This is a genomic window from uncultured Williamsia sp., assembly GCF_947494875.1.
GTDB lineage: Bacteria > Actinomycetota > Actinomycetes > Mycobacteriales > Mycobacteriaceae > Williamsia_A.
Genome location: NZ_CANLWM010000007.1, coordinates 284597 through 304866, shown reverse-complemented (window position 1 = coordinate 304866; position 20270 = coordinate 284597). Strand labels below are relative to the sequence as shown.

Genomic DNA, 20270 nt, shown 5'->3' with positions numbered 1-20270 from the left:
TGGGAGCGGCACGCCGCACGGGCGGCCATGGAGTCCACCGAGCCCGACGCCTCGGCGTCGTCGGATCGACTCGACGATGCTGCCGCCGTATCGATCCGGGGTCTCCGCAAGGTGTTCGGCGGGGGACTCGGCCGGTCGGCCTCGACGCATGTCGCGCTCGACGGCATCGACCTCGACGTGCTCCCGGGAACGGTCCACGCCCTGCTCGGTCCCAACGGTGCCGGGAAGACGACGACCGTGCGCATCATCTCGACCCTCCTCGCCCCGGACGGTGGCGCCGTGCGGGTCCTCGGCCACGACGTCGCCCGTGAGGCCGTCGCGGTGCGACGGGCGATCGGGGTGTCGGGGCAGTACGCGGCCGTCGACGGCAACCTGACCGCGTTCGAGAACCTGAGCATGGTCGGTCGGCTCTATGGGATGAACCGTCGTGCGGCCGGGGTCCGGGCGCGGGAACTGTTGGACGACTTCCGCCTCGCCGACGTCGCCGATCGCCCGACCCGGACCTTCTCCGGTGGGATGCGACGCCGTATCGACCTCGCCGGGGCGCTGGTGGCCCGCCCGCGGCTCGTGATCCTGGACGAGCCGACCACCGGTCTCGACCCCCGCGGGCGTCGCGATATGTGGTCGCTCATCACCGACCTCGTGGCGGCCGGGACCACCGTCCTGCTGACCACGCAGTACCTCGAAGAGGCCGACACCCTCGCCGACGAGATCACGGTCATCGACAAGGGCGTCGTCATCGCGCGGGGCACCGCCGACGAGTTGAAGTCGACCATCACGCAGGCGATCCTGACCGTCGTCGTCGCCGAGGGCGCTGGCGACCAGGCCGTGACGCGGGTGCTGTCCGACATCGGCGTGGCACCCCCCGAACGCGTCGACGGTCTGGACCGATGGACGGTCGCAGTCTCCGACGGGACCCGTTCCGCCACAGCAGCTGTCGCGGCGCTGACCGCCGCAGGCGTCGAGGTGGTCGACTCCTCCGTCAGCGCGCCCACGCTCGACGACGTGTTCCTTACACTCACCGCCGAGAAGGAGTCGCAGTCATGAGCGTCGTGTCCGACAGCGTCATGATGGCCGAGCGCAACCTGATCACCATCCGTCGTGTGCCGACCCTGCTGGTGAGCGCGACGGTCCAGCCGCTGATGTTCGTGTTCCTCTTCGCCTACGTCTTCGGGGCCACGTTCGGCGGTGGGTCCTACCGCGAGTACCTGATGGCCGGGATCTTCACGCAGACCGTGGCGTTCAACGCAGCGTTCACGACGGTGGGGTTGGCCGGGGACCTGCAGGACGGGATCGTCGACCGCTTCCGGTCGCTGCCGATGTCGCGGATCGCCGTCGTGTTGGGGCGCACCGTCTCCGACCTGGCGGTGAGCATCGTCAGCGTCGCGGTGATGGCGCTGTGCGGGTTGGCCGTCGGGTGGCGGATCCGGGGCAGCGTCGGCGATGCCGTGCTGGCGTTCGCGATCGTCCTGCTGTTCGGGTTCGCCGTGTCCTGGATCGGGGCACTGACCGGTCTGATGGCGAAGACTGTCGAGGTCGCGCAGAGCGTCGGGTTCGTGTGGCTGTTCCCGGTGACCTTCCTGTCGAGTGCGTTCATCTCCGCGCAGAGCCTGCCGGGTCCGCTGCGCGCGATCGCCGAGTGGAACCCGGTCACCGCCGTCGCGACCGCGTGCCGGCAACTGTTCGACAACCCGGCCCCGCCGTCGTTCCCGGTCGCCACCGGCTGGGTGGCCGACCACGCCGTCGCCTACTCGATCGGCAGCTCGTTGGTGATCCTCGTGGTGTTCGGGACGCTCTCGGTGCTGCGCTACCGACACGTCGCGAGCCGCTGACCCCGGGGCCGTTCGTTGGGCACCCGGAACCGTCTGTTGGGCGGTCGGAGCCGTTCGTTGGGCGGTTGGGACGCCGCTAGCCGCTGACCCGGGTGGGTCAGCGGCTCGCGAGTCAGGCGGCAGCGTCAGTCGGTCACGACTGCAGTGGCAGCAGGATGTTCTTCACCTGGGGGTCGGTGCGCAGGTAGTCCTGCACTGCGGGGTCCTTGAACACAGCGACCAGCTTCTTGATGTTGTCGGTGTTCTGCCAGCGTGTCCCGATGGTCAGCTGACCGGCGAACTCGTCGGGGGCGGCGGGCGCGAAGATCTGCTTGGTCAGTGGGATCCCCGCGGCCAGGTAGTACTCCGTGTAGCCGACGGTCGCGTCCAGGTCGGGCAGGGCGCGTGACTGGGCGGCGAAGTCCAGCAGGGTGAACTGGATGTTCTTCGGGTTGGTCGCGATGTCGTTCTGGGTCGCCCGCGACTTGTCGATGCCCGGCTTGAGCGTGATCAGACCGGCGCGCTCGAGCAGCCACAGGCCCTGGGCCTCGTTGGCCGGGTCGGAGTAGAGGGAGACCTTGGCGCCGTTCGGCAGCTGCGAGACGTCGGTGTACTTGTCCGACCAGATCCCGAATCCCCAGCGGAACACCGGCGTCGAGGCGACCTCCTTGAAATCAGGGTTGGCGTCGAGTACCTGCGACAGCCACCGCTTGTGCTGGTAGATGGTGCCCGCGACCTCACCGTCGCTGACCGCGCGGTTCAACGTGGTGCTGTCGGCGAGACCCTTGAACGCGACCTTGATGCCGTAGCGAGGGGCGACGTTCTTCGCGATGTAGTCGACGAGAGCCTGCTCGTTGGCGTTGCCCTCGGCTGTGACGACGGTCAGTGTGGCGCCGGCCTTCTCGTTCGGCGACGTCGAGTCCGACCCGAAAAATCGCCAGGCGACGAGTCCGGCGACGACCGCGACGACGACGATGACGACGCCCGCGATGATCGGTCCGCGACGGCGCTTCCTCACCTCGAAACCGGTTGTGGTGTCGGTGGTGGACGGGGGACTGGTCTGCGTCATGGTGTCTCCTTCGGTGCGCAGGGGGCCACGGCCACGCCCGGTGCGCGTCCGTGTGATGAGCGAGATGCTGTGAGGTGGTTCTTCCTGGGCGGTCAGACCTTCGACGGCAGGCGGGCCGATCGCACCGACTGCTCGGGGGAGAGGAACCGGACCAGCGCGTCGCCGACGACCTGGATGACCGCGACGGTGACGACCAGGGTGATGATGGTCGCGATCATCACCTGGTGGTCGAAGCGCTGATAGCCGTAGGTGACCGCGATGTAGCCCAGTCCGCCGGCGCCGATGGTCCCGGCGATCGCCGAGTACTCGATCATCGCGATCGTGTTGATCGTGAGACCACCGACGATCGACGGCAGTGCCTCGGAGATCTGCGCGGTGCGGATGATCTGGAACTTCGAGCCGCCCGCCGCGGTGGCGGCGGCGACCACAGACGACGGCACCCCGCGCAGTGAGTTCTCGACGATACGGGTGAAGAACGCGATGCCCGCGATCGACATGGGGACCACCGCAGCGGGGATGCCGATGTTGGTGCCCGTGATCAGCCGCGTGAACGGGATGATCGACGTCATCAGCACCAGGAACGGCAGCGACCGGCCGATGCTGATGACCCACGACAGCGGTGTGTGCAGCGCCCGGTTCTCGAACAGGCCACCGGGAGCGAGGTTGTGGACGATCGCACCGAGCGGGATCCCGACGACGGCGACGATCACCATCACGATGCCGACCATGATCACGGTGTCCTGGAACGCCGGGATCAGCAGGCCGGGGATCTCGTTCGTCGGGACGGTGATGGCCGCCAAGACGGTGCTCGACGCGCTCACGCCGCGACCACCTGGGTCGTCGTGTCGACGGGTCGCGCGGTCAGTCCGAGCGGTCCCGCCGCGGAGACCACCGCCGCGACGTCAGCCTCCGGCACGCCGATCGTCCACTCGCCCACGGGGACCCCGCCGACGTCCTGCACATGACCACCGAGCACGGTCAGCGTGGCGCCCGTCGCCGTGCCGATGCGGGTGATCCAGTCGCCCGGCACCGCGGGTGAGGTGTGGGTCACCCGGAGCGCGCGGACACCCGGCGCCGGAGCGGTGGTCGCGGCGCGCGGCCGGAGCGCGGACCCCAACGCGGAGTCGGGATCCAGGAGCAGGTCGACGACTGCGCCCTGCTCGACGATGCGTCCGTGATCCAGTCGGCCGACGCGGTCGGCGACCTTCACGATGGTGTCCATCTCGTGGGTGATGAAGACGACCGCGATCTGCAGGTCGTCACGGACCTCGGTGAGCAGCTCCAGGAACGAGTCCGTCGTGGCCGGATCCAGACCCGACGTGGCCTCGTCGGACAACAGCACCGACGGACGCAGGGCCAGGGCGCGCGCGATGCCGACGCGCTGGCGCTGACCGCCCGACAGCTGATGGGGGTACCTGTTCGCCTGCGCCGTCAGTCCGACGCGGTCGAGCAACTCCGCGACCCGCTCCTGCGTCTGGGTCTTGGTGACGCCCAGGTACTGCAGGGGGAGAGCGACGTTCTGCGCGGCGGTGCGGCGGCTCAGCAGATTCGCCGACTGGAACACGGTGCCGATGCGTCGCCGTGCTGTCCGCAGACCCGCCTCGTCGAGGTCGGTGAGACGCTCGCCGTTCACGACGACGGACCCCGACGTCGGACGTTCGAGCAGGTTGATGCACTGCGCCAGCGTCGATTTGCCCGCACCTGACGGTCCGACGACGGCGAAGATCTCACCGGCGGCGACGGCGAAGTCGATGTCGTCGAGGACGGTGACGGCGCCCGGGCCGCTCCCGAACGTCTTGGTGAGTCCCTGGATCTCGATCACCGGAGGATCATCACGGCGGGCGTCGCGGTCACACAGCATTGCGATCACGGTGATTCCGGTGCGGCCTGCGACGCCTGTATGTGCTGTGACCAGCGGAAACCGTTATCGCGGCATAGTAAAAAACCTCCCTCCGCCTGTTGGGCGGTCGGAGCCGTTCGTTGGGCAGGTGAAGCACCGAAAACGGTTGTCCACAGATGCTTTTGAGTCTCCGATCTTGTCGGACCCCTCGTGTACACATGTACTCATGACGAGCACGGGCATCATCGACGCGCGAGACGCGTTGCGTGAGGTGATGGCTGTGCTCGCTGAGATTCCCGCTGCCGGTGATGAGGTCGAGGCGGTTGATCGGATCTCCCTGTTGGAGTCGATCAAAGCGGCCTGCGCCGCGGGGCAGGCGGCGGACACTCTGCGGTTGCAGGAGTTGCGGTCGGCGGCGGAGGCCGAGCGGGGCGTCCCGATCGAGCGACGGTGCCGGGGGTTGTCGGCGGAGGTGGCGTTGGCGCGGCGGGTGTCGGGCAACGCCGGTGGCCGCCATCTGGGGTTCGCCCGGGCGATGGGCGAGATGCCGAACACCTTCGCTCGCCTCCGAGAGGGCAGCCTTTCTGAGTGGCGGGCGACGATCCTTGTCCGGGAGACCGGCTACCTCCAGGTCGAGGATCGGCGCGTCATCGACCACGCACTGTGTGCCGATGCCGCGACGCTCGACGGTGTCGGCGATCGGGCGCTGGAGGCGTTGGCGAAGCAACTCGCCTATCAGCGTGACCCGCAGGCCGTCGTGGACCGTAACGCATCCGCGCCGAAGGACCGTCGCGTGAGCATGCGGCCGAAACCCGATGCCATGGTGCAGCTCTCGGCGCTCCTACCGATGAAGGCGGGGATCGCCGCGTACGCCGCGCTGAAGCAGCATGCGGACGCACTCGTCGGCGACGGCGATCGCAGCCACACGCAGATCATGGCCGACACACTCGTCGAACGACTCACCGGCAAAGCCCGAGCCGAGGACCTCCCGGTCGCGGTGGACGTAGTTGTCTCCGCGGATGTCCTCCTCGCCGACTCCAGCGCCGCGGCGGAGGTTCCCGGCTACGGGCCGATCCCGGCCGATACCGCCCGGGACCTGATCACCGATGCCCTCGACGCGGACGCCCTGGTCACGCTGCGACGGCTGTTCGCAGCGCCGGACTCCGGTGCGCTCGTCGCCATGGAGTCGAAGGCGCGGATCTTCCCGTCCGGTCTGCGCCGCTTCATCACCCGCCGCGACATCTCGTGTCGGTTCCCGTACTGCGATGCCCCGATCGTCGAGATCGACCACGCACACCCGCATCACGACGGCGGTGCGACGGACGCTCTCAACGGGCTGGGGGAGTGTCGGACGCACAACCGGCAGAAAGAGAGCTTCGGCTGGCAGGTCACGACCGCGATCGACGACGACGGCACCCACGACGCGTTGATACGAACACCCACCGGACACGAACACCGCTCCCGCGCACCCGCGCGAGATACCGATGAGGCCGCGTAACCGCGCACTCCGCCGCAGGCGAAGATGGTGGCGATGACTCTCACCACCCTGGCGCTGTTGGCCGTGGCCGGATTCGGTGCCGGGCTGGTCGGCTACATCACCGGGCTGGCGTCGCTCGTCAGCTATCCGGCGTTGCTCCTCGCCGGGCTGTCGCCGCTGGCTGCCAACGTCACGAACACCGTCGCGCTCGTCTCGGTGGGTGTGGGGAGCACCGCGAAGGCGGGGTCGTCGCTGCTCGACGACCGTCGGCGACTCTCGATGCTCGGTGCGATCGCCGTCGTCGGTGGTCTGATCGGCGCGGGCATCCTTCTGCTGTCCCCGTCCGGATCGTTCGAGGCGATCGTTCCCGTCCTCGTCGCGCTCGCCGCGGTCGCCGTGTTGGCGCAGCCCGTCCTGCGGCGGGCGGCAGGTCACCGGGAGATGCCGACGGTTTTCGCCGTCGCCTCGATGGCGGTGGCGGTCTACGGCGGCTACTTCGGTGCCGGCGCGGGCGTCATCTTCCTGGCCCTTGCGCTCGTCACGTCGGCGCAACCGCTGTGGCGGGCGACGTTACTGAAGTCGGCGCTCCTGGGCCTGTCGAACCTGTCTGCAGCGGTCGTCTTCGCGATCACCGGCCCCGTGCATTGGGTCGCCGCCCTCGCCATGGGCATCGGCTGCCTGGCCGGCGGGTGGGCCGGACCCCCGATCGTCGCGCGACTGCCCGCCGGCCCCCTGCGCATCGCGATCGGCATCGCCGGCCTCGGTCTCGCCGTCTGGCTCGCTGTTCGTTGACGATGCCCGTTCCCGCGACACCCGTCGACTCCCGCGACTGTGATCGCAGTCGCGGGAGTCGATCTCTGTCGCGCGACAGGGTCAGATCAGACCCAGCCGCCCCAGCCACGGCTGCACGATCGACGCGACCCGGCGGCGCTCGAGGTCGGCCCAGATCCACCGCACCACCATCGACCCGTCCCAGCGCAACAGGTCTTCGCGAGCTTTCTCGTCTTCGACGACGTCTGCGACCGTCTGACCGGGCTTGAGCAGCCGGCCGTACTTGACGTGGCCGTCGAACTCGCCGACGAGCTGACGGTCCCAGTCGAAGTCCGTGACGATCCTGCGTCCGCGGACCCGACGCTCATGCTGTAGTCGGGCGGTGGGTAGCCGCGCCGTGATCATCTGAGCTCTGCTCCACGACTCGCCGACGCTCTCCGCTGCCCCATCCGCGAGGGGCAGGGCGATACGCGCGGCCGCGTTTCCCCGTCGACGACCCCGAGCGATGGTCTCCGCCATCACCTCCCTGTCGGCGCCGGCTCGCAGTGCAGAGTCGAAGACGACGAGCGCGGCGTCGAAGTCGTACCCGCACGCGACGTCGACTGCTGTCCGTTCGATGCTGGTGGTCGGGACACCATCGACGACGACGGTCTCCTCGGGGCCGAGGAGCCCACTGTGGATGTGCCGCGTCGGATGGACGCGCCCACCGGACGCCGTTCCGGTGGTGACGTGAACACGCGAGAAATCGGGGTGGAGGAGACCGAGGCCGTGCATGACGGCCGCCGACTGGTGACTCACCGGCAGGGTGTGCGACGGGCATGCGAGGACACGCAGTCGGTGCGAGGCCTCGGGGAGCCGGTCCGCGGTCGGCACCCACACTCCCGGCCGCAGCCGTTCGAGCTCGCCGGCACGCACCCGGGCCTCGAGAAGGCGGTCGGTGAGACCGGATGCGAGCGCGGCCGGGCGTCGGAGCACAGCATCAGCGTCGTCGTTCGTACCCATGACCATTGGACGCAGCGGGACTCCGTCCGGATCCGTCGACTCCCGCGACAGTCCTCGACTGCCGCGACTGCCATCGCAGTCGCGGCAGCGGAACGGTGTCGCGGATGCGAGGAGGTGTCGCGGGAAGCCGGGTGCGGCAGGGTTCGGCGTGCCGTTCGCTGACAGCGAGAACGCGGGTCGGGACGGGTCGGCTCAGTGCGTGACAGGCGAAACACTCGTAGCGTGGAGAGGTGACGTCAGCCTCAACCGGACATCCCTCTGCTCGCACTCTCGGCGAACTCCGCGCCTCCGGCCATGTACAGCGGTCGGTCAAGGACGAGATCCGCAACAACCTCCTCACCAAGCTCCGGGCCGGTGACGACCCGTGGCCCGGCATCGTCGGCTTCGAGTCGACCGTCGTCCCGCAGCTCGAGCGCGCGCTCCTCGCCGGCCACGACGTGGTCATGCTCGGCGAACGCGGCCAGGGCAAGACCCGCCTGCTCCGCACCCTGGCCGGACTGATGGACGAATGGACGCCCGTCATCGAGGGCTCCGAACTCGACGAGCACCCCTACGAGCCGATCACCCCGGCCGCGATCCGCAAGGCCGCGAATCTCGGCGACGACCTGCCGATCGAGTGGCGCCACCGCTCCGAGCGCTACTCGGAGAAGTTGGCGACGCCGGACACCTCCGTCGGCGACCTCGTCGGTGACGTCGACCCGATGAAGGTCGCGGCCGGTCGCAACCTGGGTGACCCGGAGACCATCCACTTCGGGCTCATCCCGCGCGCCCACCGCGGCATCGTCGCGATCAACGAGCTCCCCGACCTCGCCGAGCGCATCCAGGTGTCGATGCTCAACGTGATGGAGGAGCGCGACATCCAGATCCGCGGCTACTCGCTGCGGCTCCCGCTCGACGTGCTCCTCGTCGCCAGCGCGAACCCGGAGGACTACACCAACCGCGGGCGCATCATCACCCCGCTGAAGGACCGCTTCGGCGCCGAGATCCGCACCCACTACCCGCTCGAACTCGACGACGAGATCGCCGTCATCGAGCAGGAGGCGGACCTCGTCGCGACCGTCCCGACGTTCATCGTCGAGATCCTCGCGCGGTTCACCCGCTACGTCCGCGACCACCCGTCGATCGACCAGCGCTCGGGCGTCTCGGCGCGCTTCGCCATCGCCGGCGCCGAGACCGTCGGCGCGGCGGCGTTGCACCGCGCGACGATCACCGGCGAGGAGTCGGCCGTCGCGCGCGTCGTCGACCTGACGTCGATCATCGAGGTGCTGCGCGGCAAGGTCGAGTTCGAGTCCGGCGAGGAGGGGCGCGAGACCGAGATCCTCGAGCACCTGCTCCGCAAGGCCACCGCCGACACCGTGCGGGCCCACCTGGGTGGCATCGACATGGCCCCGCTGGTCACCGCGCTGGAATCCGGCGAACCGGTCGTCACCGGCGACCGCGTGACCGCGTCGGAGCTGCTGAAGAGCATCCCGTCGCCGGACACGACGACCCCGGTCGTCGACGCCGTGGCCGAACGCCTCGACGCCGCCGACGGTGGCGAGCGCGCGAGCGCACTGGAACTCGCGCTGGAGGGGTTGTTCCTCGCCCGGCGCATCAGCAAGGAGGCGGACGACCACGGCGTCACCATGTACGGCTGACCCGCGGCGTCCCGGCCGCCACAGCATCACGGAGAGCATCACCTGATGGCACGCAACAGATTCCACCGCTCCTCCTACCAGCGCTACCGTGGCGGCCCCGATCCGCTCGCCCCACCTGTCGACCTGCGGTCCGCCCTCGACGAGATCGGCGAGGACATCATGGCCGGGGCGTCGCCGCAGCGCGCGATGCGTGAGTACCTGCGTCGCGGTACGCAGGACATGCGCGGGCTGGACAAGCTGCGCGAGCAGATCAACAAGCGTCGCAAGGAGTTGCTCGAGAAGAACAACCTCGACGGCACCTTCGACGAGATCCGCGAACTCCTCGACTCGGCCGTGCTGAACGAGCGCAAGCAACTCGCGCGCGACCTCGACGACGAGGCGCGGTTCGCCGAGATGCAGATCGGGAACCTGCCCCCGTCGACGGCTCAGGCGGTGCAGGAGCTCTCCGACTACCAGTGGCGCTCGCCGGAGGCGAAAGCCGACTACGACAAGATCTCCGACCTGCTCGGTCGCGAGATGCTCGACCAGCGGTTCCAGGGCATGAAGGACGCGCTGGAGAACGCGACCGACGCCGATCGCCAGGCCATCTCGGAGATGCTCTCGGACCTCAACGAGCTTCTCGCAGCGCACAACCGCGGTGAGGACACCACCGAGCAGTTCGACGAGTTCATGGAGAAGCACGGTCAGTACTTCCCCGACAACCCCCAGTCGACGGAGGAACTCGTCGAGGCGCTCGCCAAGCGGGCTGCCGCGGCTCAGGCGTTCTACAACTCGCTGTCACCCGAGCAACGTGCCGAGCTCGACCAGCTCGCCCAGCAGGCGTTCGGGTCGCCGGAACTGATGAACCAGCTGGCGCAGATGGATTCTCAACTGCGCCAGGCCCGTCCCGACATGGGGTGGGGTGACTCGGCGGACTTCACCGGTGAGCAGGGGATGGGCATGGGTCAGGGCGCCGGTGCCCTGTCCGACCTCGCCGAGCTCGAGGCGCTCTCGGAGCAGCTTTCGCAGCAGTACGCCGGTGCGCAGATGGACGACATCGACCTCGACGCGCTGGCACGTCAGCTCGGCCCCGAGGCGTCGGCGGATGCGCGCACCCTCGCCGAGTTGGAGAAGGCCCTCAAGGAACAGAACATCTTCCACCGCGACGCCGACGGCAACCTGCAGTTGTCTCCGAAGGCGATGCGGCAGCTGGGGCAGTCGATCTTCCGTGACGTCGCCGAGCAGCTCTCCGGCCGCAAGGGCGACCGCGCGACACGTCGCACCGGCGCTTCGGGCGAACCGACGGGGGCGACCCGCGAATGGGAGTTCGGCGACACCGAGCCGTGGGACGTCACCGCGACCGTCGGCAATGCCGTGCGGCGCACCATCACCGAGCAACCCGGCGGTGCCGGCGTCGATCTGGCCCGCGAGGGCGTGCGCATCGACGTCCGCGACGTGGAGGTCGCCGAGACCGAGGCCCGGTCGAAGGCGGCCGTCGTCCTTCTCGTCGACACCTCGTTCTCCATGGAGATGGAGGGGCGCTGGCTGCCGATGAAGCGGACGGCAGTGGCGTTGAACCACCTGATCAGCACCCGGTTCCGCAACGACGAACTGTCGCTGATCGCGTTCGGTCGGCACGCCCGCACCATCGACATCGCCGAACTGACCGGGCTGCAGCCGCGGATGGAGCAGGGCACCAACCTGCACCATGCGTTGATGCTGGCCGGGCGGCACCTGCGCAAGCACCCGAATGCGCAACCGGTGGTGCTCATCGTCACCGACGGTGAGCCGACAGCCCACCTCGAACCCGACGGCGAGCCGTTCTTCTACTACCCGCCGCACCCGGCGACCCTGGCCATGACGGTCCGAGAACTCGACGCGATCTCGCGTCTGGGTGCACAGGTCACCATCTTCCGTCTCGGGGACGACCCGAGCCTGGAACGCTTCATCGACCAGATCGCCCGACGGATCGGCGGACGCGTCGTCGCCCCGGACATCGACGGCCTCGGTGCCGCGGTCGTCGGTGACTACCTGGGGTCACGACGGGGCCGTCGCGGGTAGTCGGGGAAAGGTGACACGAACTGTCCGCGTCGGCACCTCGGGATGGGTGTACCCGCCCTGGCGGGGCACCTTCTACCCGAAGGGCCTCGTCCAGCGACGGGAACTCGAATACCTGTCGTCGACGCTGAACTCGGTCGAGATCAACGGCACCTTCTACTCGCTGCAGAAGCCGGACAGCTTTCGCCGCTGGACCGATCAGACGCCCGACGACTTCGTGTTCGCGGTGAAGGGCCCGCGGTTCATCACCCACATGAAGAAGCTGCAGGATGTCGACACCCCGCTGGCGAACTTCTTCGCCTCGGGTGTGCTCGCGCTCGGCGCCAAGCTGGGGCCGGTCCTCTGGCAGCTGCCGCCGACCCTGCAGTTCGACGCCGAGGTCCTCGCCTCGTTCCTGGACCGACTGCCCCGGACCACCAGCGCCGCAGCCGACCTCGCGAGACATCACGACGAACGACTCGACGGGCGGGACTGGACCGAGACCGACGCCGACCGCCCGGTGCGGCACGCGGTGGAAGTCCGACACCCCAGTTTCGAGTCGAGCAGGGCTGTGCGGGTGATGCGGGACGCCGGGGTCGCCATCGTCCTCGCCGATGCGGCCGGCCGGTACCCGGTGATCGACGAGAAGACCGCGGACTTCTCCTACTCTCGCCTGCACGGTGACGAGAAGCTCTACGAGAGCGGCTATTCCGGCGACTCGCTCGACGCGTGGGCGCAGCGGTTACGACGTCGCCGCGGCGACATCCACGCCTACTTCGACAACGACGTGAAGGTGCACGCGCCGTTCGACGCTCGCGGACTCCTCGACCGGCTCAGCTGAGCCGCTTGCGCTTCTCGCGCGGCGGACCCTTGCGCTCCACCGACACCCCGCCCCAGAACGCCAGACCTGTGATGGTGACCCGCGGGCCGCCGGGACGGCTGCCCGGTCCCGACGCGCGACGATCGAACCCGCCCATGATGCCGACCCCTCGGACGTCGACCTCGACGTCGGGCGGGACCACGATCTCGATGCCGCCCATCACCGCCGTCGCCTGGATGTCGAGCGTGCCGGTGGTGAATCGCGCCTGACGCAGGTCGATGCTGACCCCGCCCCAGAACGCGACCGCCGTCAGCGTCCCGGCAACCGCGACGTCACCGGCCAGTTCCGATCCGCTCATCACCGCGATCAGTCGCTGGACCGGGGCCCGGCCGGACGGTGCGGACGACGGCACCGATCCCGCGATCGCGTCGACGCGCAGGTCGGCGGTGAGGGGCGCGAGATCCTCGGTGGTACGTGCCGCGACGGCCGCGCCCGCCCGCGTCTCGTACTCGCCGGGGCTGAGATACCCCTGGGCCATCGCCGCAGCGAGGATGTCGTGGACGCGACCACGGTCGGCGTCGGAGACACGGATCGCGGGCCGGTCCCCGGGCCGGTCGGCGGGCAGATCGCTCATACGCCGACCCTATCGACCGGAGCCGTTCCCGTCGCCGCGCTGCCGGGACCGGTAGGCCGCCACGGCGTTCCGGTTGCCGCACGTCGTCGAGCAGTAGCGACGGGATCGGTTGCGGGACAGGTCGATCACCAACGCCTGGCAGGTGTCGTCCGCGCAGATCGAGAACCGCGACATCTCGTCGGCGCGGATCACGTCGATCATCGCCATCGCGGCCTCGACGAGCATCCGCGCGGCGAGAGGCGCCTCGTCGTCGACGGCGTGGATGTGCCAGTCCTGCCGGTCGTGGCGGACCAGCCGCGGCGTGGCCCGGTACTCGGCGAGGATGTCGTTGACGAGGCCGACCGCGTCGCCGGTCGTGGCCGTGAACAGCTCCCTCAGCCGCGGCCGAGCCGCGCGGACCGCGTCGAGCTCCGCGACGTCGCCGTCGATGCGTCCGGTGAATCCCTGGTCACGCACGAACCCGCCGAGGTCGTCCACGGTGGTCAGGGTGTCGGGGTCTTCCGCGGTGTTGGCCAGTGCCACCGCGGCCTGCAGCGACAGCTCAGTGTCATCGGTGAAAACCACGTTGACACATTACCGCGATGGCGCCTAGCGTCATCACCCATGCGATCGATGGGTCATGACAGTCGTTTCGGGGTGGGACTGGTGATCGCGCTCGTCTCCGCCTTCTCGTTCGGCCTGTCGGGCGCGATCGCCCGCCCGATGCTCGAGAGCGGGTGGTCGCCGGGCGCCGTCGTCACCCTGCGCATCGCGGTGGGCGCGCTCGTCGTCCTCCCGGTGGGTGTCGCGTCGTTGCGCGGTCGGTGGTCGCTCCTGCGGCGCAACGCCGCGACGGTGATCGCGTACGGCCTGCTCGCGGTGGCCGGTGCACAGTTCTGCTACTTCTCCGCGGTCCGGTCGATGCAGGTGGGCCCGGCCCTCCTGATCGAGTACACGGCACCCGCAGCCGTCGTGCTCTGGCTCTGGGTGCGGCGTGGGCAGCGGCCCTCGGCCGTCACGGGTGCCGGCGTCGGCGTCTGCGCGCTCGGTCTGGTGCTCGTCCTCGACCTGATGTCCGCGTCGACAGCGGTGACCGGGACGGGGGTCGCATGGGCGTTCGGCGCGATGGTCGGCGCGGCCGCCTACTTCCTGATCAGCGCCGACGACCGGTCCGGACTGCCGCCACTGGCACTCGCCGCCGCGGGGCTGGTGGTCGGCACCGTCGTCCTCGCCCTGCTGGGCGCGGTCGGCGCGATGCCGATGACGGTCGGGACCGCGGACGTCGCCTATGCGGGCGTCGAGATGTCCCCATGGGTCGCCGTGCCGGTGCTCGGCGTCGTCACCGCGGCCACCGCGTACGTCACCGGCGTCCTCGCCGCACGACGACTCGGACCGCGCGTGGCGTCGTTCGTCGGTCTCAGCGAGGTGGTGGCCGGCGTCGTGTGGAGTTGGGTCCTGCTCGCCGAGCTTCCCCGGCCCGTCCAGTTCGGCGGGGGCGCGCTGATCCTCGTCGGCGTGATCGCGGTGAAGTCAGGCGAGAAGCGCGGCGATGACGGCGATGACGGGGATGGACACGATGGTGGTGACCAGGGCGCTGTCGCGAGCGAGCACCACCCCGCGCTGGTACCGGGTGGCGTAGACGAGGACGTTCTGCGCGGTCGGTAGCGCCGCGATCACGACCTGCGCGAAGAGGTTGTGGCCGCGTTCGTCGAACAGGAAGTACGCGAGCACGAACACCAGGATCGGCTGCACGATCATCTTCATGACCGACGCCAGCGCGACGTCGCGACGGGGGTTGTCGCCCTTGCGCAGCACGCTGACGCCCGTCAGCGAGAGCCCGAACGCGAGCAGCGCACCGGGAACCGATGCGTCGCCGAGCATCTGGATCGGTTCCGACACCGCCTGCGGCAGCGTCACCCCGGCCAGCGAGATGATCAGTCCGATGAGGCCGCCGATGACGATGGGGTTCGTCAGTGGAGCGATGACCGTGTCCCGCAGCGTGATCCGACCGGCGCCGGACCGCAGGGCGGTCAGGTCGAGCATCGTCAGCGCGATGGGGGAGTAGATCATGATCTGGAACAGCAGCAGCGGCGCGACGAACGTCGCGTCCTTGAGCACGAAGATCGCGATGGGGATGCCCAGGTTCGCGCTGTTCACGTAGCTCGACGAGAGCGCACCGATCACCGCCTCGGGGACCTGCCGTCGCAGCACCGTCCGGGCGAGGACGAAGTAGACCGCACCCACCGCGAACGCGCTGCCACCGGCGATCACGAGCGTCGTGGAGAAGATCTGTGCGACGTCGGTGTCCGACAGCGAGTGCAGCAGCAGAGCCGGTGTGAAGACGAAGAACACCAACCGCGACAAGGTCTGGTGCGCGTCGGGTCCGAGCGTCCCGGACCGTCCGAGCACCCATCCCACCCCGATGAGGATGAAGATGACGGTGAACCCCTGGACCACTCCGGACACCGGGGGGATCCTACGGGCGCTCCGCATCACCGGATCGTCGGGCACGGCCACCAGTAGACATATGTCTACTCACTCGGCCTACGATGTCGTCATGACGGAGACAGTCCCCATCGCGCAGTTGCGGCAGAACCCTGCGCCCGCGTTGAAGGCTGTGAGCGAGGGGAAGACGCTGGTCGTCACCAGCCACAATCGGCCGGTCGCAGACCTGGCCCCACACCGGGAGGCGCGGGGGGTCTCGCCGGCCGACCTCGTCGCCGTGCTGACGCGGACCCCTGTCGACGACGCGTGGAGCGCCGAGGTGGAGGACACCCGAGATGTCGAGACCGACGATCCCTGGGCATGACGAGGCGTCGCGCGCTGCTGGACACGTCGGTACTCGTCGCGATGCGCAATCCCGATGAGGCGGCCCCCGATCTGACCCGCTTCGACGAACTGTTCGTGAGCTCGCTGAGCTACGCCGAGATGCGAATGGGTCTCGCGACCGTCGACGGCGCCGACCGTGCCCGTCGCCAGGATCGGCTGGATGCGGTCACCAACCTGTTCGGCGCCGGCCTCGTGTTCGACGATTCCGCCGCGCTCGAGTTCGGGCGGATCGCGCGCGCCACGATCGAGGTCGGCCGAAGCCCACGCAATCACGTCATCGACCGGATGATCGCGGCCGTTGCTGCCGCACACGGGCTCGTATTGGTCACCCGCAATCCCGCAGACGTGTCGGGTCTCGAAACGCTGGTGGACATCACCACCCTGTGACGCCGCTCACTGCCCGCTCGTACAGTGGCGGTGAGGCCGTGCCGGCGGCCACGGAAGGGCGCGATGGATTTCGAGGACACCCCGGACGAGGCGGCCTGGCGCGAGAAGGTGCGGTCGTTCATCACCGAGCACCGCGACGAACTCGGCGACCGCAGCGACCGAGGTCACGACGACGTCCGCTCGCGACAGCGCGAGGCCGTCCTCTACGACGGGGGTCTCGTCGGTGTCACCTGGCCGACGGAGGCCGGCGGTCACGGCGGCACCCCGATGCAGCAGGCCATCGTCGACCAGGAACTCGCGCGGGCGGGCGCACCGGGCCTGGTGAACTTCATCGGGATCGGCATGTGCGGTCCGACGGTCATCGCCCACGGCACCCAGGACCAGAAGGACCGCTACCTCAAGCGACTGCTGCGGGCCGACGACATCTGGTGCCAGCTCTTCAGCGAACCCGCCTCGGGCAGTGACCTCGCCGCGCTGCGCACCCGCGCGGTCCGCAACGCCGACGGCGACTGGGTGGTCAACGGGCAGAAGGTGTGGACGACGGTCGCCCACCTCGCCGACTACGGCATCCTGCTCACCCGCACCGACCCGGACGTCGCGAAGCACAAGGGGCTCACGATGTTCGTCGTCGACATGAAGGCGCCCGGCGTGACCGCACGGCCGCTACGCCAGATGAGCGGCGGCGCCGAGTTCAACGAGGTGTTCTTCGACGACGTCGTCATCCCCGACTCCGAACGTCTCGGCGACGTCGGCGCCGGATGGTCGGTGGCCATCACCACCCTGATGGCCGAACGCTTCTCGCTCGGCGGGGGCGGCGGAGAGCTCGGCATCTCGCCCGACGCGGTCGCCGCACACGTCGCCGAGCACCTGTCCTCCCTTCCCGAGGCGCGTCAGGGCGTCGTCCGGCAGCGGTTCGGCCGCGCGTTCGCGGAGGCGCTCGCGACCCGCTACACCGGGTATCGGCAGCTGTCGGCGATCAGCCGCGGCGACATGCCGGGACCGGAGGCGTCCGCCGGCAAGCTGTCGGGCACGGCCACGGCGCGCGAACTCGCCGACATCGCCGTCGAACTCCTCGGCGGCGACGGTGCGTTCGCGGCCGAAGGCGGCGGACAGTGGCAGGCGATCCAGGCGAGCCTGCCCGGTCTGGCCATCGCGGGCGGCACGAACGAGGTGCTGCGCAACGTGATCGGCGAGAGGGTCCTCGGCCTGCCGCCCGAGCCGCGCGCCGACAAGAACGTCACGTTCCGCGAGAGCATCGCCGTCGCCGCCGGTGGCTCGGAGGCCCCCGCCCAGAAGGAGGCGCAGCGCGCATGAACTTCGACCTCGACGACCAGCAGCGCGATCTCGCCTCGGCGGCAGGGGGTTTCCTCCGGTCGGTGACGTCCACCGACGCCATCCGCGCCGCCCTCGACGGTGACTCCAGTGGCCTGGGACCCGGCCGAGAGCAGTTGGCGCAGAGCGGGTTCGCCGCCATCACAGTCCCGGATGCGGCCGGAGGTGGTGGTGGCTCCGTGCTCGACCTGGCCGTCGTCGCCGAACAGGCGGGCCGTGTGCTGGCCGCACCGTCCCTGGTGACGTCCGCGCGGGCCGCGATCCTCCTCGACGGAGACGACACGCGCCTGGCCTCACTCGCCGACGGTTCGACGGCCTTCGCGGTGGTCGATGTCGGCGAACCCACCCTCGACGCGGTCGGTGCGACGTCGTTCCTCGCCCTTGTCGGTGACGACATCGTGGTGGGATCCGGGACCGTGGAGACGCCCGACCCGATCGATCCCACCCGCGGGCTGGGCCGCGTGACACTCGGTGACACCGAGGTGCTCGCGGCCGGCGCGCGCGATCGGTGGGAGCGAGCCACCGCGGTCGGTCGTGTCGTCCTCGCGGCCGAGGGTCTCGGCACCGCCTCTCGCGCACTGGAACTCGGGGTCGCGTACGCCAAGGACCGGGTCGCATTCGGTCGGGCCATCGGGTCCTACCAGGCCGTCAAGCACGCACTGGTCGACGTCTACGTCGCCGTCGAGCAGCTGCGGTCGCTGGTGTGGTGGGCGGCCTGGGCCGCCGACGCCTCACCCGACGAGCTGCCGCTCGCCTCCGCCGCGGCGAAGGCGTTCGCCGCGACGGCTGCGCAGCAGGCCACCGAGACCCTCATCCAGGTCCACGGTGGCATCGGTTTCACCTGGGACCACGACGCCCATCTCTACTGGCGTCGCGCGAAGGTCGACCGGTTCCTCCTCGGCGACGAGACCACGGCCTACGACGAGGTCGCGCGGGTGGCGCTGGCCTCGGCCTGATCCGCCGTGGCGGCGGTCACCGTGCCTGGGTGATCGCCAGCGCCCGTCGGGCGTCGGCTTGTTGTGGATCGAGTCGGCTGTGCCGTTCGAGCTCGCAGAGGCCGTGCAACGTGCTCCAGAGGAGTTCCGCCCGGACGCCGGCATCGTCGCGGTCGGGCCCGATCGCATCGACGATCACGTCGAACGCAGCAGTCAGCGCGGCGGGCGTCGACTCGCTGGCGAATGGGACGCCGACCGCCAGCGAGAACATCGCCTCGTAGGTCGCGGGGTGGGCGCGCGCGAACGCCAGGTAGGCGTCCACCAGGGCGACCAGCGGATCGCCGCCGCCGTCGACAGCAGCACGCGCGGTCACCGTGAACTCCTCGAACCCGAGGACGGCCACCGCGGTCACCACACCGTCGCGACCGTCGGGGAAGTGCTGGTAGAGCACGGGCGGCGTGTACTCGATCTCGTCCGCCAGTCGTCGCGTCGTCACCGCCGCCCAACCATCCGCCTCCGCGAGGTCGCGGGCCGACGTGACGATGCGGTGGTGCCGCTCCGCTCTCTCTCGCGCGCGGCGATCGGTCGATGCCATGCGCCGGAATCTACCGCCGTTCAGAAAATCTATCAACGATAGACATCGACGAACGGGCGTGGTTCTATCAGCGGTAGAACCCATATCGACGGAAGGCAGTTCGATGAGCGCAGTGGTGGTAGGGCTGGCAGGTGTCGCGGTGATGGCGAATGCGGTGGTCTACGGGACCGACATGTTCGCGGGTGCGGTGATGACGTCGGCCTACGGACGGATGGACGACGCGACGATGACGCTCGCCGCAGGGTGGGGGCACCACTTCGCGGATCGACGGATGCCCGCGTTCGGCGTGCCCGGCGTGGTGGTCGCGCTCGCGGCGACCGTCGCCGCCGCCGTCTGGGGAGGTGCGACCGCCGCGATCGCAGGAGGCGTCGCGGTGGCTGCGCTTCTCGTGTGGCTGGCGGTCTACGCGGTCGTCGCCAAGCCGATCAACGAGCGCCAGAAGGAGGCCGCGCGCACCGGCGTGATTCCCGCCGACGCACGAGACCTCCAGCGACGGTGGGATTCCGTCGCGCCGCTGCGCATCGCCTTGCAGGCCGTCGCGCTGGTCGCCCTGCTCGTGATGGTCGCGATCTAGCGGCTCGACACGAACGGCAGCAGGGCCATCTCACGGGCGTTGCGGATCGCGGTCGCGACCTGACGCTGCTGTTGTGGCGTCAGGCCCGTGACGCGGCGACCACGGATCTTGCCGCGGTCGGACAGGAACAGTCGCAGCGTGGCGACGTCCTTGTAGTCGACCTCGGTGATCCCGCGGTCGCGCAGGATGTTTCGCTTCGGCGCGGCGGGCTTGCCCGTCTCGGGCCGTCGGCGCGGTGGCTTCTTCGTCACGGTGTCACCAACTCGATTTCGTGATGCCGGGCAGTTCGCCGTTGTGCGCCATGGCGCGGAACCGGACACGGGAGACACCGGCCTTGCCGATGTAGCCGCGGGGCCGGCCGTCGACGACGTCGCGGTTGCGCAGCCGCGTCGGGCTGGCGTCGCGGGGGAGCCGTTGCAGGGCGAGCTGGGCGTCGGCGCGGGAGTCGTCGTCGGCCTGCGGGTCCCGGATGATCGCCTTCAGTGCCGCGCGACGCTCGGCGTACCGGGCCACCACCTCGCGGCGGTGCAGGTCGCGGTTGATCTTCGACTTCTTCGCCACC

The 20270-nt window shown here is 69.6% G+C and carries 22 protein-coding genes and 1 pseudogene; 13 read left to right on the top strand and 10 right to left on the bottom strand.

The window, feature by feature from the left end:
• Positions 1-27: 27 nt before the first annotated feature.
• A complete protein-coding gene (locus Q1A98_RS17630) occupies positions 28-1047 on the top strand; it encodes an ATP-binding cassette domain-containing protein (RefSeq protein ID WP_299575986.1) in 1020 nt (339 codons plus the stop codon).
• Entirely contained in the window at positions 1044-1832 is a 789-nt protein-coding gene (locus Q1A98_RS17625; RefSeq protein WP_299575880.1) for an ABC transporter permease, read from the top strand. The genes Q1A98_RS17630 and Q1A98_RS17625 overlap by 4 nt, the downstream gene beginning before the upstream one ends.
• A 133-nt stretch (positions 1833-1965) precedes the next feature.
• On the opposite strand, the gene Q1A98_RS17620 is transcribed toward Q1A98_RS17625, so the two are convergent.
• From Q1A98_RS17620 to Q1A98_RS17610, 3 genes are all read right to left on the bottom strand, one after another.
• Positions 1966-2880 carry a MetQ/NlpA family ABC transporter substrate-binding protein gene (locus Q1A98_RS17620; RefSeq protein WP_299575878.1) on the bottom strand — a complete coding sequence of 305 codons (915 nt, stop codon included), beginning with the start codon at positions 2878-2880 and terminating at the stop codon, positions 1966-1968.
• 92 nt (positions 2881-2972) lie between these two features.
• On the bottom strand, positions 2973-3701 hold the full coding sequence (locus tag Q1A98_RS17615; protein ID WP_299575876.1) for a methionine ABC transporter permease: 729 nt from the start codon (positions 3699-3701) through the stop codon (positions 2973-2975).
• A complete protein-coding gene (locus Q1A98_RS17610) occupies positions 3698-4702 on the bottom strand; it encodes an ATP-binding cassette domain-containing protein (RefSeq protein ID WP_299575874.1) in 1005 nt (334 codons plus the stop codon). Before Q1A98_RS17610 ends, Q1A98_RS17615 begins: the two co-directional genes overlap by 4 nt.
• A 244-nt stretch (positions 4703-4946) precedes the next feature.
• On the opposite strand from Q1A98_RS17610, the gene Q1A98_RS17605 reads away from it, so the two are divergent.
• Positions 4947-6218: an HNH endonuclease signature motif containing protein gene (locus tag Q1A98_RS17605; RefSeq protein ID WP_299575872.1), complete on the top strand. Its 1272-nt coding sequence runs from the start codon at positions 4947-4949 to the stop codon at positions 6216-6218.
• A 33-nt stretch (positions 6219-6251) separates the two neighbouring features.
• The gene (locus Q1A98_RS17600) at positions 6252-6989 is read left to right on the top strand and encodes a sulfite exporter TauE/SafE family protein (protein ID WP_299575870.1); all 738 of its coding nucleotides are present in this window, start codon (positions 6252-6254) and stop codon (positions 6987-6989) included.
• 81 nt (positions 6990-7070) lie between these two features.
• Here the strand turns inward: Q1A98_RS17600 and Q1A98_RS17595 are convergent, their stop codons facing one another.
• A complete protein-coding gene (locus tag Q1A98_RS17595) occupies positions 7071-7970 on the bottom strand; it encodes a hypothetical protein (protein ID WP_299575868.1) in 900 nt (299 codons plus the stop codon).
• A gap of 230 nt (positions 7971-8200) precedes the next feature.
• Between Q1A98_RS17595 and Q1A98_RS17590 the strand changes: the two genes are divergently transcribed.
• Genes Q1A98_RS17590 through Q1A98_RS17580 form a run of 3 tightly spaced genes read left to right on the top strand, consistent with a single transcriptional unit; the run spans position 8201 to position 12464 of the window.
• On the top strand, positions 8201-9607 hold the full coding sequence (locus Q1A98_RS17590) for an ATP-binding protein (RefSeq protein ID WP_299575866.1): 1407 nt from the start codon (positions 8201-8203) through the stop codon (positions 9605-9607).
• Positions 9608-9652: 45 nt separating this feature from the next.
• Positions 9653-11647, top strand: coding sequence for a VWA domain-containing protein (locus Q1A98_RS17585; RefSeq protein WP_299575864.1), 1995 nt, complete (start codon positions 9653-9655; stop codon positions 11645-11647).
• 10 nt (positions 11648-11657) lie between these two features.
• Positions 11658-12464, top strand: coding sequence for a DUF72 domain-containing protein (locus Q1A98_RS17580; RefSeq protein WP_299575862.1), 807 nt, complete (start codon positions 11658-11660; stop codon positions 12462-12464).
• Here the strand turns inward: Q1A98_RS17580 and Q1A98_RS17575 are convergent.
• Both Q1A98_RS17575 and Q1A98_RS17570 read right to left on the bottom strand, forming a co-directional pair.
• Positions 12457-13077, bottom strand: coding sequence for a DUF1707 domain-containing protein (locus tag Q1A98_RS17575; RefSeq protein WP_299575860.1), 621 nt, complete (start codon positions 13075-13077; stop codon positions 12457-12459). The two genes, Q1A98_RS17580 and Q1A98_RS17575, sit on opposite strands and share 8 nt — an antisense overlap.
• A 9-nt stretch (positions 13078-13086) precedes the next feature.
• Complete coding sequence (locus Q1A98_RS17570; protein ID WP_299575858.1) at positions 13087-13641, bottom strand: CGNR zinc finger domain-containing protein; 555 nt, start codon at positions 13639-13641, stop codon at positions 13087-13089.
• Between the two features lie 39 nt (positions 13642-13680).
• On the opposite strand from Q1A98_RS17570, the pseudogene Q1A98_RS17565 reads away from it, so the two are divergent.
• A pseudogene (locus Q1A98_RS17565) lies at positions 13681-14568 on the top strand (DMT family transporter); the annotation flags it as partial.
• An 18-nt stretch (positions 14569-14586) separates the two neighbouring features.
• Here the strand turns inward: Q1A98_RS17565 and Q1A98_RS17560 are convergent.
• On the bottom strand, positions 14587-15522 hold the full coding sequence (locus Q1A98_RS17560) for an AEC family transporter (protein WP_299575856.1): 936 nt from the start codon (positions 15520-15522) through the stop codon (positions 14587-14589).
• Positions 15523-15613: 91 nt separating this feature from the next.
• Here Q1A98_RS17560 and Q1A98_RS17555 point away from each other — a divergent pair, with 91 nt between their 5' ends.
• From Q1A98_RS17555 to Q1A98_RS17540, 4 genes are all read left to right on the top strand, one after another.
• The gene (locus tag Q1A98_RS17555) at positions 15614-15865 is read left to right on the top strand and encodes a type II toxin-antitoxin system Phd/YefM family antitoxin (protein WP_299575854.1); all 252 of its coding nucleotides are present in this window, start codon (positions 15614-15616) and stop codon (positions 15863-15865) included.
• Positions 15862-16272 carry a PIN domain-containing protein gene (locus tag Q1A98_RS17550; protein ID WP_299575852.1) on the top strand — a complete coding sequence of 137 codons (411 nt, stop codon included), beginning with the start codon at positions 15862-15864 and terminating at the stop codon, positions 16270-16272. The genes Q1A98_RS17555 and Q1A98_RS17550 overlap by 4 nt, the downstream gene beginning before the upstream one ends.
• Before the next feature lie 63 nt (positions 16273-16335).
• Positions 16336-17586 (top strand): acyl-CoA dehydrogenase family protein, encoded by a 1251-nt coding sequence (locus tag Q1A98_RS17545; protein ID WP_299575850.1) that lies wholly within the window; start codon positions 16336-16338, stop codon positions 17584-17586.
• Complete coding sequence (locus Q1A98_RS17540) at positions 17583-18560, top strand: acyl-CoA dehydrogenase family protein (protein WP_299575848.1); 978 nt, start codon at positions 17583-17585, stop codon at positions 18558-18560. The genes Q1A98_RS17545 and Q1A98_RS17540 overlap by 4 nt, the downstream gene beginning before the upstream one ends.
• A 16-nt stretch (positions 18561-18576) precedes the next feature.
• Here Q1A98_RS17540 and Q1A98_RS17535 read toward each other — a convergent pair whose 3' ends face one another.
• Positions 18577-19134, bottom strand: coding sequence for a TetR/AcrR family transcriptional regulator (locus Q1A98_RS17535; protein ID WP_299575846.1), 558 nt, complete (start codon positions 19132-19134; stop codon positions 18577-18579).
• Positions 19135-19237: 103 nt separating this feature from the next.
• Between Q1A98_RS17535 and Q1A98_RS17530 the strand changes: the two genes are divergently transcribed.
• Positions 19238-19708: a DUF1772 domain-containing protein gene (locus Q1A98_RS17530; RefSeq protein ID WP_299575844.1), complete on the top strand. Its 471-nt coding sequence runs from the start codon at positions 19238-19240 to the stop codon at positions 19706-19708.
• Here Q1A98_RS17530 and rpsR read toward each other — a convergent pair.
• Together rpsR and rpsN are read right to left on the bottom strand one after the other, a co-directional pair.
• The gene (gene rpsR / locus Q1A98_RS17525; RefSeq protein WP_299575843.1) at positions 19705-19959 is read right to left on the bottom strand and encodes a 30S ribosomal protein S18; all 255 of its coding nucleotides are present in this window, start codon (positions 19957-19959) and stop codon (positions 19705-19707) included. The genes Q1A98_RS17530 and rpsR overlap by 4 nt on opposite strands.
• A gap of 4 nt (positions 19960-19963) precedes the next feature.
• Positions 19964-20269, bottom strand: a complete 306-nt coding sequence (rpsN, locus tag Q1A98_RS17520; protein WP_299575841.1) for a 30S ribosomal protein S14 — start codon at positions 20267-20269, stop codon at positions 19964-19966.
• Position 20270: the final 1 nt, after the last annotated feature.

Excerpts from the sequence above, each read along its gene's own strand:
- Q1A98_RS17630 (WP_299575986.1), top strand. The coding sequence starts at position 28 with ATGGAGTCCACCGAGCCCGACGCCTCGGCGTCGTCGGATCGACTCGAC.
- Q1A98_RS17625 (WP_299575880.1), top strand. The coding sequence starts at position 1,044 with ATGAGCGTCGTGTCCGACAGCGTCATGATGGCCGAGCGCAACCTGATC.
- Q1A98_RS17620 (WP_299575878.1), bottom strand. The coding sequence starts at position 2,880 with ATGACGCAGACCAGTCCCCCGTCCACCACCGACACCACAACCGGTTTC.
- Q1A98_RS17605 (WP_299575872.1), top strand. The coding sequence starts at position 4,947 with ATGACGAGCACGGGCATCATCGACGCGCGAGACGCGTTGCGTGAGGTG.
- Q1A98_RS17600 (WP_299575870.1), top strand. The coding sequence starts at position 6,252 with ATGACTCTCACCACCCTGGCGCTGTTGGCCGTGGCCGGATTCGGTGCC.
- Q1A98_RS17595 (WP_299575868.1), bottom strand. The coding sequence starts at position 7,970 with ATGGGTACGAACGACGACGCTGATGCTGTGCTCCGACGCCCGGCCGCG.
- Q1A98_RS17585 (WP_299575864.1), top strand. The coding sequence starts at position 9,653 with ATGGCACGCAACAGATTCCACCGCTCCTCCTACCAGCGCTACCGTGGC.
- Q1A98_RS17575 (WP_299575860.1), bottom strand. The coding sequence starts at position 13,077 with ATGAGCGATCTGCCCGCCGACCGGCCCGGGGACCGGCCCGCGATCCGT.
- Q1A98_RS17555 (WP_299575854.1), top strand. The coding sequence starts at position 15,614 with ATGACGGAGACAGTCCCCATCGCGCAGTTGCGGCAGAACCCTGCGCCC.
- Q1A98_RS17550 (WP_299575852.1), top strand. The coding sequence starts at position 15,862 with ATGACGAGGCGTCGCGCGCTGCTGGACACGTCGGTACTCGTCGCGATG.
- Q1A98_RS17545 (WP_299575850.1), top strand. The coding sequence starts at position 16,336 with ATGGATTTCGAGGACACCCCGGACGAGGCGGCCTGGCGCGAGAAGGTG.
- Q1A98_RS17540 (WP_299575848.1), top strand. The coding sequence starts at position 17,583 with ATGAACTTCGACCTCGACGACCAGCAGCGCGATCTCGCCTCGGCGGCA.
- Q1A98_RS17535 (WP_299575846.1), bottom strand. The coding sequence starts at position 19,134 with ATGGCATCGACCGATCGCCGCGCGCGAGAGAGAGCGGAGCGGCACCAC.
- Q1A98_RS17530 (WP_299575844.1), top strand. The coding sequence starts at position 19,238 with ATGAGCGCAGTGGTGGTAGGGCTGGCAGGTGTCGCGGTGATGGCGAAT.